This is a genomic window from Bradyrhizobium canariense, assembly GCF_018130465.1.
Lineage (GTDB): Bacteria > Pseudomonadota > Alphaproteobacteria > Rhizobiales > Xanthobacteraceae > Bradyrhizobium > Bradyrhizobium canariense_C.
Genome location: NZ_JAFCKJ010000008.1, coordinates 123,791 through 137,766, shown reverse-complemented (window position 1 = coordinate 137,766; position 13,976 = coordinate 123,791). Strand labels below are relative to the sequence as shown.

Sequence of the window (13,976 nt, the reverse complement as noted above, 5' to 3'; positions counted from 1 at the left end):
ACGAGCGGGGCCGCAAATGGGTTCGCCACGAACATGGCGGACGGTCAAGCGCCACGCCGCACCCGGACCGGGGCGCGACAATAGCGTTTTGTTGTCCTGAAACAACCTCTTGCCCCCAGCCTTTTGCATTCGGGAAGATCCGGCCGCGGACGGGCGAATTCACAAGAAGTACATAGAAATCAAATAGATAATTCGACCTTTCAAACCGCCATCGCAAACACCTCGCGCCCCGTAGCAAAGCGGTCCCATGGGGAAGACGGCAGCTATTTGTCTTTCTTCTTGTCCTGAAGTGCCTTCAGGACCGCAAAGGGATGGTCCTCCGGATCGAGAGCGGCGACCTCGGCCTCAAACACGACCCCCGGCTTCCGCGGATAGGGATCGACCGCCAGGAACAGGACGTCGGTGGCGAGCCGGCCGAGGTCGATGATGCCATTGACGATGGCCTCTGGCGGGTCGACGACCTGCTCCTGATCGTCCTGCCTCTCCTCGACCAAGTCGGCCAGGCGGCGCACCTCGGCCTCGGGGGCGAATATCAGGTCCACCTCCTCCTCGATCTCGCTCTCCATCGGGTCAAGCGTGACCACACAGGTCTGGCCGATCCGGGCGTGGACGTGCCCCGTGACCTGGATCCGGCCGCCGCTCTTCGGCACGACATCGAAGGCGGCCTGGACAGAGAAGACCTCCCGCAAGCCTGCCGTCTCGGCCATGGCCTGCCGCTCGGCGGCCGATGCCTCGAGCTTGCGATGCAGGCCGGTGTCGGGGATCTGAGCAACGATGACGGGGACCCGCCAGGGATCGGGCCCGGATGCTGCAATCGGTCGGTTCATGTCGTGACATCCTCAGGGAGAGCTGGAGGAAACTTGAAGGACGCGCCCAGCAGTGCGGTCTCGCCGGTCCGGTCCAGATCCGCCTCGGTAGCCCTGGCATAGGCCGCCAGCCGCTGCGCCCGGTCCATGCCGGCTCCATTCAAGATATTCTTGCAGATCGCCGATGCCAGCGCCTCGCCGCCACCTTCCATGGCCTGGTCGTAGGCCTGGACCCGGCCGTAAAACGCCTCGCCGAAGGCCCGCATCCGCTTCGGCACGGTCTGGTCGCCAATCCCCATCTCGCGCAGATTGTCGTCCATGTCCTCGCAGAAGCGGTCGAACAGCGCCTGCGACAGCTCGGTGGCGCTCTGGACCGTGCGCAGGCGGCGCAGCAGCAGCCAGAGGTGCAGCAGCAACAGATCGAAACGCCCGTTAACGGTATCCGGCACGCCCAAGTCGCGGTAAAATATGGGTTCTCGCGCCTGCGTCACGATCATGCCATAGATGGCTTCAATGGTGCCCGGCGAGGCTAGCCGGGGTTTCCTGAAGTGATTGAACGGCCAAAGCATTGTGGTTTCCGCAAGCGGGTGCGCGCGTGTTGCATTCAGAGCCTCCGCCCGGTACTTCAGCGCCTCGCGCGACGCAAGGGGACGGAATCAGTTCCGCTATGACGATAACGAACCAGACCAGCCAGCGTGCTGACAAGCGGCGCGGCCTTCAAGCACGTTGGCGCGGCTTGCGCCTGTTCGCGGCCGCGGCCCTGGTTGGCGCTGCGCTTGCGGGCTGCACCGGCGAGCAGTTTCAGAAGGGTTACATCCTGCCGCCCAACGCGCTGGAGCAGATTCCGATCGGCGCGAGCCAGGACCAGGTGCTGATCGTGATGGGCACCCCCTCCACGGTCGCAACCCTCGACGGCGAGGTGTTCTATTACATCTCGCAGCGCTCCGAGCGCGTGGTCGCCTTCATGAACCAGAAGGTGGTCGATCAGCGCGTCATCGCAGTCTATTTCGACAAGAACCGGCGCGTGCGCCGGCTTGCGAATTACGGCCTCCAGGACGGCAAGATCTTCGACTTCATCAGCCGCACCACGGCGACGTCGGGCCAGGAGATGAGCTACCTCACGCCGATCTTCAAGCTGCTCAGCTTTAACTGAGCCTTCAGCCTGCGGCGTCGTGCCGCTTCGTGCGACTTGCCGTTGCGCGTCCGGTTCCATACGCTCCCTGCAAAACAAGAAGCAGGGAGTGGATTCGTGTCCAATAAATTGCTGTCCCGCCGTCGCGTGCTCACCGCTGCTGCCGGCATCTCGGCCGCAGCAATCCTGCCCCGATCGAGCCTGGCGGACTGGAAACCCACCGAAAACGTCCGCCTCGTCGTTCCGGCTGCCGCCGGCGGTTCGACCGACGTGATGGGTCGGCTTCTGGCCGCGCATCTGCAGACCGCATGGGGCCAATCGGCCGTGGTGGAAAACCGCTCGGGCGGTGGCGGTACGATCGGCACGGCCGAGGTGGTCCGCGCCAAGCCGGACGGCCACACCATCCTGATCGGCAATCCCGGCCCGAACGCGATCGCCTACAGCATCTTCAAAAACCTCACCTACAAGCCGGACCAGCTCCAGCCGGTCTCCAACATGATCCGGATCCCGAACATCGTCTCGGCGCATCCCAAGACCGGCATCAAGTCGATTGCCGAGCTGGTCGCCTATCTCAAGGCCAATCCGGACAAGCTCAGCTACGCCTCCTCCGGCGTCGGCCAGAGCCCTCACCTCACCGGCGCCTGGTTCCTGCAGCTCACCGGCCTGAAGATGACGCACATCCCGTTCCGCGGCGCCGGTCCCGCGCTCCAGGCGGCGCTCGCCGGCGACATCCAGATCCTGTTCGACAACCTCTATCCGAGCCTGCCGCAGGTGCAGAACGGCACACTCACCGGTCTCTGCGTCACCACGACCGAGCGCAGCGACCTTGCGCCGAACCTGCCGACCATGCGCGAGAGCGCGCCGGAGCTCGCGGCTTTCGACGTCTCGTCGTGGTTCTCGGTGTTCCTGCCGAAGGGTGTGCAGCCCGCCGTTCTCGAAGCGCTCAATCTCCAGGTGAAGGCGATGCTGGCGCGCGACGACATCAAGAAGAACATCGCCGCCATGGGCGCCCGCGCCGACTACGGCACGCCGCAGCAGTTTGCCGACTTCGTGGACGCCGAGACGAAGAAGTTCGCCGGCATCATCCAGAAGGAAGGGCTGCAGATGGACGTGCAGTAGCCACCACTTCCGTCATTGCGAGCGCAGCGAAGCAATCCAGGATCTCTCGGCAGAAAGACCCTGGATTGCTTCGTCGCAAGAGCTCCTCGCAATGACGGGGTGAGAAGCGTCCAACTTATCAAACAAAACCCCGCGGCTCGCGCCGCGGGGTTTTGTCTTGTGTCGTTGACGCCGCTCAGTGCGCGAGGATCGCGAGCAGCAGCAGCGCCACGATGTTCGTGATCTTGATCATCGGGTTCACCGCCGGGCCGGCCGTGTCCTTGTAAGGATCGCCGACGGTGTCGCCGGTCACGGCCGCCTTGTGGGCGTCACTGCCCTTGCCGCCGAAATGACCGTCCTCGATGTACTTCTTGGCGTTGTCCCAGGCGCCACCACCCGAGGTCATCGAGATCGCGACGAACAGGCCCGTCACGATCACGCCGAGCAGCATCGCACCGACGGCAGAGAACGCCGCCGACTTGCCGGCCGCGCCGCCGCCCGCGATCGCGTAGATCAGGAAGTAGACGACGATGGGCGACAGCACCGGCAGCAGCGAGGGGATGATCATCTCCTTGATCGCAGCCCTGGTCAGCAGGTCGACCGCCCTGCCATAATCAGGCTTGTCGGTGCCCTGCATGATGCCCGGCTTCTCGCGGAACTGCCGGCGCACTTCCTCGACGATTGCGCTCGCCGCGCGGCCCACAGCCGTCATGCCCATCGCGCCGAACAGATACGGCAGCAGACCGCCGAACAACAGGCCCACCACCACGTAGGGGTTGTTGAGCGAGAAGTCCGGTTTGACGCCGACGAAGTAGGCGTGGTGCGCGGAGTCCGCAACGAAGAATTTGAGGTCCTCGTTGTAGGCCGCGAACAGCACCAGCGCACCGAGACCGGCAGAGCCGATCGCGTAGCCCTTGGTCACCGCCTTGGTGGTGTTGCCGACCGCATCGAGCGCGTCGGTCGACTTGCGAACCTCCTTCGGCAGGCCCGCCATCTCGGCAATGCCGCCGGCGTTGTCGGTCACCGGGCCGAACGCGTCGAGCGCGACGACCATGCCGGCGAGCGCCAGCATGGTGGCGGTCGCGATCGCGATGCCGAACAGGCCGGCGAGGCTGTGGGTGACGAGGATGCCGGCGATGATGACGATCGCGGGCAGCGCGGTCGACTCCATCGAGATGGCAAGGCCCTGGATCACGTTGGTGCCGTGGCCGGTCACCGAGGCCTGGGCGATCGACTTCACCGGACGATAGTCGGTGCCGGTGTAGTATTCGGTGATCCAGATGATCAGCGCGGTGACGGCGAGGCCGACCACGCCGCACTCGAACAGCGCCATGCCGGTGTAGTCAACGCCGTCGAGCTTGCCGAAGCCGATCAGGTAATAGATCACGCCGGCGATGCCGACCAGCGACAGGACACCGGTTGCGATCAGGCCCTTGTAGAGTGCGCCCATGATCGACTGGCTCGGCCCGAGCTTCACGAAGAACGTGCCGATGATCGAGGTGATGATGCAGATGCCGCCGATGGCGAGCGGCAGCGTCATCATATTCATCAGGATCGGCGTCTTGGCGAAGAAGATCGCCGCCAAGACCATGGTGGCGACCGCGGTCACCGCATAGGTCTCGAACAGGTCGGCGGCCATGCCGGCGCAGTCGCCGACATTGTCGCCGACGTTGTCGGCGATGGTGGCCGGGTTGCGCGGATCGTCCTCGGGGATGCCGGCCTCGACCTTACCGACGAGGTCGCCGCCGACGTCCGCCCCCTTGGTGAAGATGCCGCCGCCGAGACGGGCGAAGATCGAGATCAGCGAGGCGCCGAAGCCGAGTGCCACCATGGCGTCGACGACGACACGGCTGTCGGGCGCAAGCTTCAGCGAATGGACCAGGAAGCCGAAATAAAGGGTCACGCCGAGCAGCGCGAGACCCGCCACCAGCATACCGGTGATCGCACCCGCCTTGAAGGCGAGCTCGAGCCCGCCGGCGAGCGACGTCGTCGCGGCCTGGGCGGTGCGCACATTGGCGCGAACCGAGACGTTCATGCCGATGAAGCCGGCCGCCCCCGACAGGATGGCGCCGATCAAAAAGCCGACGGCGACGTAGAGACCGAGGAGATAGGCAAGCAGTACGAAGATGACGATGCCGACGGCTGCGATCGTGGTGTACTGACGCCGCAGATAGGCCTGTGCGCCTTCGCGCACCGCTGCCGCGATCTCCTGCATGCGCGGCGACCCCGCATCCGCACTCAAAACCGAAGACGTCGCCCAGATCGCGTAGACGACGGAAAGCACTCCGCAGAGCACAATCAACCATAATGCTGTCATGTGATTTTTTGCCTCAGATCCTTGATGAACGTACCCCCGGCGCCTTTTGTTTTTCCGTCGTGCGGTGCGGCGCCTTGATTTTGAACAAGGCCGCCCTTGCCCGAAGGCGCGGCCCTAGTCGGTCACGACCTTGCCAAAATCAAATTGAGGGTGCAACGCCAGATAAGGCCGAAAAGCCGATCTCGGCAGGTATTTAGCCCGTCTTGAGAACCCGGAGGCCGGTTTGGAGCAATTCCTAGAAGTGGCTGTAGGACAGCCGCTTCAAGACCAGCTCCTGGCCCTGCCCGTCCAGGAAGCGCGGCCGCTCATGGCCCGCGACGATCGTACCGATGGCCGTGACGGCAAGGCCTGCCGCCCGCCCCAAGGCCATCAGCGCGTCGCTTTGCGCCGGCGGAACGGTGCACAGCACCTCGTAATCATCGCCCCCGGCAAGCAGCGTCTCAACGCAAACGAACTTGCCCGCGACCAGGCCGGCCGCAGCAGCCGAGAGCGGCACGCTCGCCACGTCGATCGTGGCCGAGACGCCTGATGCCGCACAGAGCTTCGTCAGATCTCCGGCAAGGCCGTCGGAGACGTCCATCGCAGCCGTTGCATGGTCACGCACGGCCTGCGCGAGAACATTGCGCGGCTGCGGCACGCGATAGCGCGAGATCAGCATCTCGCGCGCGTGCGGATCGGAGGCCAGTGCCCCCGCCACCGCGCCGCCCTTGAGCACATCGAGGCCAAGCGCGGCGTCACCGATCGTCCCCGTCACCAGGATACGGTCGCCCGGCTTGGCGCCGGTGCGGCCGACCATCCGCCCCTGCGGCACGCGGCCAAAGGCGGTGATCGAGATCATCTGCGGCCCCGGCGTCGACACCGTGTCGCCGCCGAGCAGCGGACAGGCGAAGGTGTTCGCATCCTCGCCGAGCGCGTCCGCGAACGGCCTGAGCCAGGCGTCCTCCTTGCTGCGCAGCGCCAGCGTCAGCACGAAGCCGGCCGGCACGGCCCCCTTGGCAGCGAGATCGGACAGGTTCACCCGCAGCGCCTTGCGCGCGATGGTATCGGGCGGATCGGTGGCAAGATAATGCACGCCCTCGACCACCGCGTCGGTGGTGACGACGATGTCCTCGCCGAGCGACTGCAGGACGGCGGCATCGTCGACCAGCCCCAACGCGCCGGGATCAGTCGCCAGCGGCTTGAAATAGCGCGCGATGAGGGAGTCTTCGGCGGAGGCTTCTGGTGCGTTCGTCATCGGCGCTAGCCCCAAACTCCACTGTCATCGCCCGGCTTGACCGGGCGATCCAGTACGCCGAGACGCCCGAAATCCATAACCGCTGCCGCGGCGTACTGGATCACCCGCCTTCGCGGGTGATGACAGCGGAATGTGTGATTACCCCCGCCCGAACTCGTCACCGCGAAACTGGCGGCCGATCTGGTCGAGCACCGCGTTGACCATGCCGGTCTCCTCGCGGTCGACGAAGGCATTGGCGACGTCGACATATTCGGACACGACGACACGGCCCGGCACGTCCTTGCGGTGTTCCAACTCGTAGGCCCCTGCCCGCAGCACCGCGCGCAGGATCGCTTCGATGCGCTTCAACGGCCAGCCCTTCGACAGCGCCTCGTCGATCAGCGGATCGAGCTTCTTCTGGTCGCGCACCACGCCGGAGACGACGTCGCGGAAGAACGCCGCTTCCGCCGGCAGATATGTGTCGCCCTCGACCTCGTTGCCGAGCCAGTGGCTCTCGAACTCCGCAAAAATGTCGTTGATGCCGGCGCCGCCGATGTCCATCTGGTACAGCGCCTGCACGGCCGCGAGCCGCGCCGCACCGCGCCGGTTCGCCTTCTTCTCCGTGCCAGCCGGCGGCTTTTTGCTGTGATCGGCCATGATCAAGCCCGCGCCAGCCGGCGTTTTATGCGCAGCATCGCAATCGCGGCGCGCGCGGCGTCGCCGCCCTTGTTGAGCTCGCTGGCGCGCGCCCGCGCCCAGGCCTGCGCCTCGGTGTTGACGGTGAGAATGCCGTTGCCGAGCGGCAGCTTTCGCGCCACCGCCAGGTCCATCAGCGCACGCGAGGACTCTTGCGAGACGATTTCGAAATGGATGGTGTCGCCGCGGATCACGCAGCCGAGCGCGATCGCGGCGTCATAGGGCTTGCCATTGGCAGCCGCGGAATCGATGGCGATCGCCACCGCCGCCGGGATCTCCAGCGCGCCGGGAACCGTGATGACGTCGTGCGTCAGGCCGGCCGCCTTCAGCTCGGCCACCGCGCCTTCGAGCATCGCGTCCTGGAGATCGTCATAGAACCGTGCCTCGACAATCAGCGCACGAGCGCCGGAAATGTCGGTCTGGTCCTTCAGGGGTGCGCGCCGCGCGTCTGCCATCGTCAAATCCGTTTCACAGGGGTTGGCGCTATGTAGTCGCCACCAGCGGGTAAGCCAAGTTTAAAGACGCCGTCACTTCATTTCCGTCAGCCGCGCCGCGTAGCGGGCCATCAGATCGACCTCGATATTGACCTCATCCCCCGCCTTCCAGCCGCCGATCGTCGTGACCGTCAGGGTGTGCGGGATGATCAGCACCGAAAAGGTCACGTCCTTCACCGTATTAACCGTCAGCGACACGCCGTCGAGCGTGATCGAGCCCTTGGTCGCGATGAACCGCGCCAACTCCCGCGTCGTGGCGAGCTCGAACCGCGCCATGTCGGGCAGGTTCTCGCGGCTGACGAGGGTCGCGATGCCATCGGCATGGCCGGCGACGATATGCCCGCCGAGCTCGTCGCCGATCTTGAGCGCACGCTCGAGGTTGAGCCTCGTGCCGACCCTCCAGTGCTTTGCGGTCGTCAGCGCCAGCGTCTCGGCCGCGGCATCGACGTCGAACCAGGTCCTTTGAGCAGAGTCTTTGCCGCCTTCGACGCCGGAAGCGACCACCGTCAGGCAGACGCCGTTGCAGGCGATCGAGGCGCCGTCGGCAATGGTGGTCTGATCGTAGCGGCAGGCGATGCGCAGCCGGTGCAACTGGCCCTGCGCCGTCGGCGTGAAGCCGACGATCTCGCCGATATCGGTGACAATGCCGGTGAACATGTCAGGTGCGCTCGTAGATGGTGAGAGTATCGTGCTCGAATGTCTCGCTAGCATGAACCTTGTAGGTCTGTGACTGCGTGATTTTCGACAGGGGCAATGCAGCGAGCGCATCCACCCCGTCGGCGCCCACCGCATCCGTGCCGCGGAACAGCCATATCTCGTCAGCGAGGTCAGCGGCGATGAAGGACGCCGCAACGCGGCTGCCGCCCTCGACCATCAGCCGCGTGATGCCCTTCCCGGCCAATGCATGCAGCACGGCCGCAAGATCGAGTCCCGAGGCGTTGCCGGGCGGCACGCGGATCACCTGCGCGCCGGCAGCACCGAGCCGTGTGGCGGCCGCAGCCTCCGCGAGCTCAGAACCCACCACCCACAGCGGCGTCTCGCGCGCGGAGCCCACGAGCTTGCTCGCGCCGGGAATGCGCAGGCTCTGATCGAGCACCACGCGCACCGGCGAGCGCGCCGCCATGCCCGGCAGGCGGCAGTTGAGCTGCGGATCGTCCGCCAGCACCGTGCCGATGCCGACCAGGATGGCGTCGCTCGAGGCGCGCAGGAGATGCGCGCGGTCGCGCGCCGCCTCGCCGGTGATCGCGACCGGCTTGCCGCCGGCCGCGCCGATCTTGCCGTCGGGCGAGACCGCGAGCTTCAGGATCACATGCGGGCGGTGATCCCTGATGCGGCGGAAATGCCCGGCGTGGTCGAAGGCGGCTTCGCGCGCGCACAGACCCACATCCACCATGATGCCGGCGGTGCGCAGGCGCGCATGGCCCTGACCGGCGACTTCCGGATTGGGATCCTCGATCGCGGCCACCACCCGCTTGATGCCGGCGGCGATCACTGCGTCGGCGCATGGTGGCGACTTGCCGAAATGCGAGCACGGCTCCAGCGTGACGTAGAGCGTGGCGCCGCGCGCGGCCTCGCCTGCGCGCCGCAGCGCTTCGGGCTCGCCATGCGGCCGTCCGCCAGGTTGGGTCCAGCCGCGGCCGACGATCACGCCGTCCTTGACGATGACGGCGCCGACGGCGGGATTGGGCCAGGTACGTCCCTGCCCGCGCCTGCCGAGCGCCAGCGCAAGCTCCATGAAGCGCCGATCGGCATCCCTGGACTCGCGCGCCTTCTGCGCGAATTGATCCTCCAGGATGCGGAAGATCATTTGCGGATCGCGGCGAGCCGCGCTTCCTCCTCACCGGAGAGCTCGCCGAGCACGTCAGCGAAATCCTTGGCCTCGCGGAAATTGCGGTAGACCGAGGCAAAGCGGACATAGGCGACGTCGTCGAGCGTGCGCAGATGCTCCATCACGGTCTCGCCGATCACCTCCGAGGAGATCTCGGCCTCGCCCCCGGTCTCGAGCTCGCGCACGATGGTGGAGACCATCTTCTCCACCCGTTCCGGCTCGACCTGGCGCTTGCGCAGGGAGATCGACACCGAGCGCATCAGCTTGTCGCGGTCGAACGGCACGCGGCGGCCGTTGCGCTTGATCACCGTGAGCTCACGCAGCTGCACCCGCTCGAAGGTGGTGAAGCGAAAATTGCAGGCGACGCACACGCGCCGCCTGCGGATCACGGAAGAGTCCTCGGTCGGACGCGAGTCCTTTACCTGCGTATCGAGACTGTTGCAGTTCGGGCAGCGCATCCGTTTACCTTGACCGGTTTTCTTACCAGTTCACTTGGGCCTTACTGATAGATCGGGAACCGGTCGGTGAGCGCCTTGACCCGTTCCTTGATCGCGGCTTCCACCAGCGGCGCCTTGCCGTCGGAAGATTGCGCGATCGCGTTCAGGACTTCGGCGATCATGCCGCCGACCTGCTGGAATTCGGCAACGCCGAAGCCGCGGGTGGTCGCAGCCGGCGTGCCCAGACGAATACCGGAGGTGACGAACGGCGACTCGGGGTCGAACGGAATGCCGTTCTTGTTGCAGGTGATGGCGGCGCGAACCAGCGCCTTCTCCGAGGCGTTGCCCTTCAGGCCCTTCGGCCGGAGGTCAACGAGCATCAGATGGTTATCGGTGCCGCCTGAGACAATGTCGAACCCGTGGCTCTTCATGGCCTCGGCCAGCGCCTTGGCGTTCTCGACGACGTTCTTTGCGTAGACCTTGAAGTCCGGACGCAGTGCCTCGCCGAAGGCGACCGCCTTCGCCGCGATCACGTGCATCAGGGGGCCGCCCTGCAGGCCCGGGAAGATCGCCGAGTTGAATTTCTTGGTCAGCGCCTCGTCATTCCACAGCATCAGGCCGCCGCGCGGACCGCGCAGCGATTTGTGGGTCGTGGTCGTGGTGATGTGCGCATGAGGCACGGGCGAAGCATGCACGCCGCCGGCAACGAGACCGGCGAAGTGCGCCATGTCGACCAGGAGGTACGCGCCGACGCTGTCCGCGATCTCGCGGAAGCGCTTGAAGTCCCAGGCGCGCGAATAGGCCGAGCCGCCGGCCACGATCAGCTTCGGCTTGACCTCCTCGGCCTGCTTGGCGACGGCGTCCATGTCGATGATCTGGTCCTCGCGGCGCACGGTGTAGTGCGCGGCCTTGAACCACTTGCCGCTCATGTTGACGGGGGAGCCGTGGGTGAGATGGCCGCCGGCCGCGAGATCGAGGCCCATGAAGGTGTCGCCGGGCTGCAGCAGCGCCAGGAACACCGCCTGGTTCATCTGGCTGCCGGAGTTCGGCTGCACGTTGGCGAAGTTGGCGCCGAACAGCTTCTTGGCGCGGTCGATCGCGAGGTTCTCGGCGACGTCGACCCACTCACAACCGCCGTAGTAGCGCGCGCCCGGATAGCCTTCCGCATATTTGTTGGTCATCACCGAACCCTGCGCTTCCAGCACGGCACGGCTGACGATGTTCTCGGAGGCGATCAGCTCGACCTCATGACGCTGCCGGCCGAGCTCGCCTTTGATGGCGGCTGCGATTTCCGGGTCGGCCTGCTCGAGCGAGGCGGTGAAAAACGAATCGGGCGCGGAGGCGGTTTTGGCGAAGGTCATCTTGCGAATATCTCCACCGCCGCAGCCTTTTGGCGGGCTACGGGCGGGTCTGGTGTGGTGATCGGAAGCGGCGAGCGCGATCTACCACATCGCCCGCAACAGGCCAAGTAGTTGCGGGTCGGACCGGAGATTTATGCAAGATATGGTGGGATTGGAGGTTTTGGACGACCGGGCGGCATCCGGTCGTCCAGGTCCGGGAACAGGTCCGGGAAGGTCCGTTTGGGCTTTAGAGCCGCGCGGTCCGACGGGATGGCCGCCCGCTAAAGCCCGGTATACCCCGCCTTCACGGGGTCCACGCTGCCGTCGAGCTCGCGCAGATAGGTCAGACCGCACACGGTCAACCTGTGGGTGTCCTTCTCGCCGGCTTCCATCAACGTATTGAGATAGTTCGTGACCTTGGCCCTCGCCTCCGCGCTCGCAGCTGACGTGCGGTTGGCGAGCAGGTCATAGGTCTGCATGATCCGGTCGATGGCAGCTTCCATGGCACCCTCTGGTTCTTGGCTGGCTTTTTGGCGATTTTCTTGCCGATTTTGGGAGTTTTGATCAGGCAACCGCTTTGGCCTCGGACTGCGCCTCGAACCTGCCGATGGCCTTGTTGGCCAGCCTGATCTTGTTGAATTCGCCGTGCTGGAGCAGCTTGATGACGATCTCGAGCAGGCGTTCGTCGGTGACGAGGGTGTCGCGGATCGCCCCGGAGCGGCGAAGATAGTTCGCGGCGATGGCATAGGCCTCGCTCACGAGTTCCACGTTCACCGCCCCCACGCCACGCTCGACCAGCATCGTCAGCCTCCGATCCGAAGGGGATAAGCGCTGAATCGGGAACTCGTTCCGGACGTTTGGCGATTTTTTTCGCAACCGCGAAATGACAAAACGCACCGGTCCGGGCAGAGCCGGGCCGGCGCGCTTGGGGAAGTTCAGGCACGTTCGGGAGGCTTGCCGGTCTTGTTGTGGGCCGGCTTGGCCAAGTCCCGTCGAAAGAGCTCAGAGACGATACAGGATCTGGTCGGTCCAGAACCGCTCGAGGCGGTGCAGCGACTTGTTGAGGGTCGAGAACTCCTCGCCCGAGATGCCGCCGACCTGCTCCACCGTCTTGACGTGCTTCTGGTAGAGCGAGTCCACGATGCGGCGAACTTCCTGGCCCTGCGGCGTCAGGCGGATGCGCACCGAGCGGCGATCGACGCGCGAGCGCTGATGATCCAGGAAGCCGAGCTCGACGAGCTTCTTCAGATTGTAGGAGACGTTGGAGCCGAGGTAATAACCGCGCGTGCGCAGTTCGCCCGCGGTCAGCTCCTTGTCGCCGATGTTGTAAAGCAGGAGCGCCTGCACCGAGTTGATGTCCGCACGACCGCGGCGATCGAACTCGTCCTTGATGACGTCGAGCAGCCGGCGATGCAGCCGCTCCACCAGAGTCAAGGCTTCCAGATAGAGCGTCTGCACCGAACCCTGCTGGCCGGAGACGCGCTCTGCGGTATCTGCCGCAGTTGCGACGGCTTTCATCATGACACTTCCCCTGTTGTCGTTTTTATCGACACTTATTCGACGAAACTTGTGTCCCGTCTGATAGGTGCAACTTAAGGGGCTCGTTTGAAGATCGGCTTAAATAAGAGAATAAAGAGATCATGAATTTAAGACAGTGAATTGCGGATTAAGCCTGTGCCACAAGCACTTTTCGCAACCGTCTGTTGACTCTCGCAAGGTCCTGTTCACCCTCCGTCCGCCCCGATTGTCGCATTCCAGAACAGCCCCGCCCCGTTTCGAAACGGCCGCGTAAGAGCTGTGGCGGAATGCACGAGGTCAATGAAAAGTTACCTCGAATTTTAGGCAACCAACGGTCAACCAAGTAGCGACAACCGCGCTCACGTGTCCCGGACTAGCGAAGCAAAGATCCGGGACCAAGGGGCCACAAATGAGCTCGTGGACAGATGGGCCCCGGCTCAGCAGCGCATCACAACGTGCTGCGCAGCGTCCGGGGCACGAGAGAGCGTGCGTTGAAATCGTCGCCTATGGCGGCCGTTCGCGTGCCGCCATCCAGGCGAGCGCGAGATAGGCGGCCAGCATGAAGGCCTCGACCCCGACCACGACCAGGCTGCCGCCGTAGATGCCCGGGAACATCAGCTCGATCACCGCCATCGACACCACGGTCGTCAGCCACACCACCGCGCCCCAGGGGGTGGCGAGCCAGAGGCCAACCGCGGCAACGAGCTCGATCACGGCGAAATAGACGGTGGCGGCCTGCCAGGCCATCGCCTGGTTCTCGAACGCCTCGTCCTCGCCGCCGACGAAGCCGGTGACCTGCGCCCAGTGATAGAGACCTTTCAGGATCGAGAGCAGTGCCATCACCCGCAGGAACAGCACGAGCCGGCGCGTCCAGACATTGTCGTCGGACTCAGTTCGCTCCGACGAGATCGCCGCCACCGACATTGCGTTGTCTCTGGCGTTGTCTCTGGCGTTGTCTCGGACGGCGTCCCTGGCGCTGTCGCGGGCCGCATCGCGGGTGGAGATCTCGGACATGGCCCCCTTCTGGCTGCTTTGCCCCGCAAAATCAATCGGCTGCGCCCAACCAGTTCTTTGCCTTGCGGCAGGTCAACCCGCGG

The 13,976-nt window shown here is 65.1% G+C and carries 16 protein-coding genes; 2 read left to right on the top strand and 14 right to left on the bottom strand.

Annotated features, from left to right (window positions below; translation table 11 throughout):
* Window positions 1-263: 263 nt before the first annotated feature.
* Complete coding sequence (locus JQ591_RS21670; protein WP_211398020.1) at window positions 264-827, bottom strand: YceD family protein; 564 nt, start codon at window positions 825-827, stop codon at window positions 264-266.
* Complete coding sequence (locus tag JQ591_RS21665) at window positions 824-1,375, bottom strand: ubiquinol-cytochrome C chaperone family protein (protein ID WP_211398019.1); 552 nt, start codon at window positions 1,373-1,375, stop codon at window positions 824-826. The genes JQ591_RS21670 and JQ591_RS21665 overlap by 4 nt, the downstream gene beginning before the upstream one ends.
* A gap of 98 nt (window positions 1,376-1,473) precedes the next feature.
* On the opposite strand from JQ591_RS21665, the gene JQ591_RS21660 reads away from it, so the two are divergent.
* The gene (locus JQ591_RS21660; protein WP_211398018.1) at window positions 1,474-1,959 is read left to right on the top strand and encodes an outer membrane protein assembly factor BamE; all 486 of its coding nucleotides are present in this window, start codon (window positions 1,474-1,476) and stop codon (window positions 1,957-1,959) included.
* A 96-nt stretch (window positions 1,960-2,055) separates the two neighbouring features.
* Complete coding sequence (locus JQ591_RS21655) at window positions 2,056-3,057, top strand: Bug family tripartite tricarboxylate transporter substrate binding protein (protein WP_211398017.1); 1,002 nt, start codon at window positions 2,056-2,058, stop codon at window positions 3,055-3,057.
* A gap of 175 nt (window positions 3,058-3,232) precedes the next feature.
* Here the strand turns inward: JQ591_RS21655 and JQ591_RS21650 are convergent, their stop codons facing one another.
* The 12 genes from JQ591_RS21650 to JQ591_RS21595 all read right to left on the bottom strand — a co-directional run bounded on the left by JQ591_RS21650 (window position 3,233) and on the right by JQ591_RS21595 (window position 13,893).
* Window positions 3,233-5,353 carry a sodium-translocating pyrophosphatase gene (locus tag JQ591_RS21650; protein ID WP_211398016.1) on the bottom strand — a complete coding sequence of 707 codons (2,121 nt, stop codon included), beginning with the start codon at window positions 5,351-5,353 and terminating at the stop codon, window positions 3,233-3,235.
* A gap of 235 nt (window positions 5,354-5,588) precedes the next feature.
* Window positions 5,589-6,587 carry a thiamine-phosphate kinase gene (gene thiL / locus JQ591_RS21645; protein ID WP_211398015.1) on the bottom strand — a complete coding sequence of 333 codons (999 nt, stop codon included), beginning with the start codon at window positions 6,585-6,587 and terminating at the stop codon, window positions 5,589-5,591.
* A 138-nt stretch (window positions 6,588-6,725) separates the two neighbouring features.
* Window positions 6,726-7,223, bottom strand: coding sequence for a transcription antitermination factor NusB (nusB, locus tag JQ591_RS21640; RefSeq protein WP_211398014.1), 498 nt, complete (start codon window positions 7,221-7,223; stop codon window positions 6,726-6,728).
* Between the two features lie 2 nt (window positions 7,224-7,225).
* A complete protein-coding gene (gene ribH / locus JQ591_RS21635; RefSeq protein ID WP_027518327.1) occupies window positions 7,226-7,717 on the bottom strand; it encodes a 6,7-dimethyl-8-ribityllumazine synthase in 492 nt (163 codons plus the stop codon).
* A gap of 72 nt (window positions 7,718-7,789) precedes the next feature.
* The gene (locus JQ591_RS21630; RefSeq protein ID WP_211398013.1) at window positions 7,790-8,413 is read right to left on the bottom strand and encodes a riboflavin synthase; all 624 of its coding nucleotides are present in this window, start codon (window positions 8,411-8,413) and stop codon (window positions 7,790-7,792) included.
* 1 nt (window position 8,414) lies between these two features.
* Window positions 8,415-9,563: a bifunctional diaminohydroxyphosphoribosylaminopyrimidine deaminase/5-amino-6-(5-phosphoribosylamino)uracil reductase RibD gene (ribD, locus tag JQ591_RS21625; protein ID WP_211398012.1), complete on the bottom strand. Its 1,149-nt coding sequence runs from the start codon at window positions 9,561-9,563 to the stop codon at window positions 8,415-8,417.
* On the bottom strand, window positions 9,560-10,042 hold the full coding sequence (gene nrdR / locus JQ591_RS21620; RefSeq protein WP_007603426.1) for a transcriptional regulator NrdR: 483 nt from the start codon (window positions 10,040-10,042) through the stop codon (window positions 9,560-9,562). Before nrdR ends, ribD begins: the two co-directional genes overlap by 4 nt.
* 41 nt (window positions 10,043-10,083) lie before the next feature.
* Window positions 10,084-11,382, bottom strand: coding sequence for a serine hydroxymethyltransferase (glyA, locus tag JQ591_RS21615; RefSeq protein ID WP_211398011.1), 1,299 nt, complete (start codon window positions 11,380-11,382; stop codon window positions 10,084-10,086).
* A gap of 260 nt (window positions 11,383-11,642) precedes the next feature.
* Complete coding sequence (locus JQ591_RS21610; protein ID WP_211398010.1) at window positions 11,643-11,864, bottom strand: hypothetical protein; 222 nt, start codon at window positions 11,862-11,864, stop codon at window positions 11,643-11,645.
* Window positions 11,865-11,925: 61 nt separating this feature from the next.
* Window positions 11,926-12,162, bottom strand: a complete 237-nt coding sequence (locus JQ591_RS21605) for a hypothetical protein (RefSeq protein WP_211398009.1) — start codon at window positions 12,160-12,162, stop codon at window positions 11,926-11,928.
* Window positions 12,163-12,363: 201 nt separating this feature from the next.
* A complete protein-coding gene (ldtR, locus tag JQ591_RS21600) occupies window positions 12,364-12,882 on the bottom strand; it encodes a transcriptional regulator LdtR (protein ID WP_007603420.1) in 519 nt (172 codons plus the stop codon).
* A gap of 501 nt (window positions 12,883-13,383) precedes the next feature.
* Window positions 13,384-13,893 carry a DUF6163 family protein gene (locus tag JQ591_RS21595; RefSeq protein ID WP_211398008.1) on the bottom strand — a complete coding sequence of 170 codons (510 nt, stop codon included), beginning with the start codon at window positions 13,891-13,893 and terminating at the stop codon, window positions 13,384-13,386.
* Between the last annotated feature and the right edge of the window lie 83 nt (window positions 13,894-13,976).

Excerpts from the sequence above, each read along its gene's own strand:
- ribD (WP_211398012.1), bottom strand. The coding sequence starts at position 9,563 with ATGATCTTCCGCATCCTGGAGGATCAATTCGCGCAGAAGGCGCGCGAG.
- glyA (WP_211398011.1), bottom strand. The coding sequence starts at position 11,382 with ATGACCTTCGCCAAAACCGCCTCCGCGCCCGATTCGTTTTTCACCGCC.
- JQ591_RS21610 (WP_211398010.1), bottom strand. The coding sequence starts at position 11,864 with ATGGAAGCTGCCATCGACCGGATCATGCAGACCTATGACCTGCTCGCC.
- nrdR (WP_007603426.1), bottom strand. The coding sequence starts at position 10,042 with ATGCGCTGCCCGAACTGCAACAGTCTCGATACGCAGGTAAAGGACTCG.
- JQ591_RS21630 (WP_211398013.1), bottom strand. The coding sequence starts at position 8,413 with ATGTTCACCGGCATTGTCACCGATATCGGCGAGATCGTCGGCTTCACG.
- JQ591_RS21670 (WP_211398020.1), bottom strand. The coding sequence starts at position 827 with ATGAACCGACCGATTGCAGCATCCGGGCCCGATCCCTGGCGGGTCCCC.
- ldtR (WP_007603420.1), bottom strand. The coding sequence starts at position 12,882 with ATGATGAAAGCCGTCGCAACTGCGGCAGATACCGCAGAGCGCGTCTCC.
- thiL (WP_211398015.1), bottom strand. The coding sequence starts at position 6,587 with ATGACGAACGCACCAGAAGCCTCCGCCGAAGACTCCCTCATCGCGCGC.
- JQ591_RS21665 (WP_211398019.1), bottom strand. The coding sequence starts at position 1,375 with ATGCTTTGGCCGTTCAATCACTTCAGGAAACCCCGGCTAGCCTCGCCG.
- ribH (WP_027518327.1), bottom strand. The coding sequence starts at position 7,717 with ATGGCAGACGCGCGGCGCGCACCCCTGAAGGACCAGACCGACATTTCC.
- JQ591_RS21605 (WP_211398009.1), bottom strand. The coding sequence starts at position 12,162 with ATGCTGGTCGAGCGTGGCGTGGGGGCGGTGAACGTGGAACTCGTGAGC.
- nusB (WP_211398014.1), bottom strand. The coding sequence starts at position 7,223 with ATGGCCGATCACAGCAAAAAGCCGCCGGCTGGCACGGAGAAGAAGGCG.
- JQ591_RS21650 (WP_211398016.1), bottom strand. The coding sequence starts at position 5,353 with ATGACAGCATTATGGTTGATTGTGCTCTGCGGAGTGCTTTCCGTCGTC.
- JQ591_RS21595 (WP_211398008.1), bottom strand. The coding sequence starts at position 13,893 with ATGTCCGAGATCTCCACCCGCGATGCGGCCCGCGACAGCGCCAGGGAC.
- JQ591_RS21660 (WP_211398018.1), top strand. The coding sequence starts at position 1,474 with ATGACGATAACGAACCAGACCAGCCAGCGTGCTGACAAGCGGCGCGGC.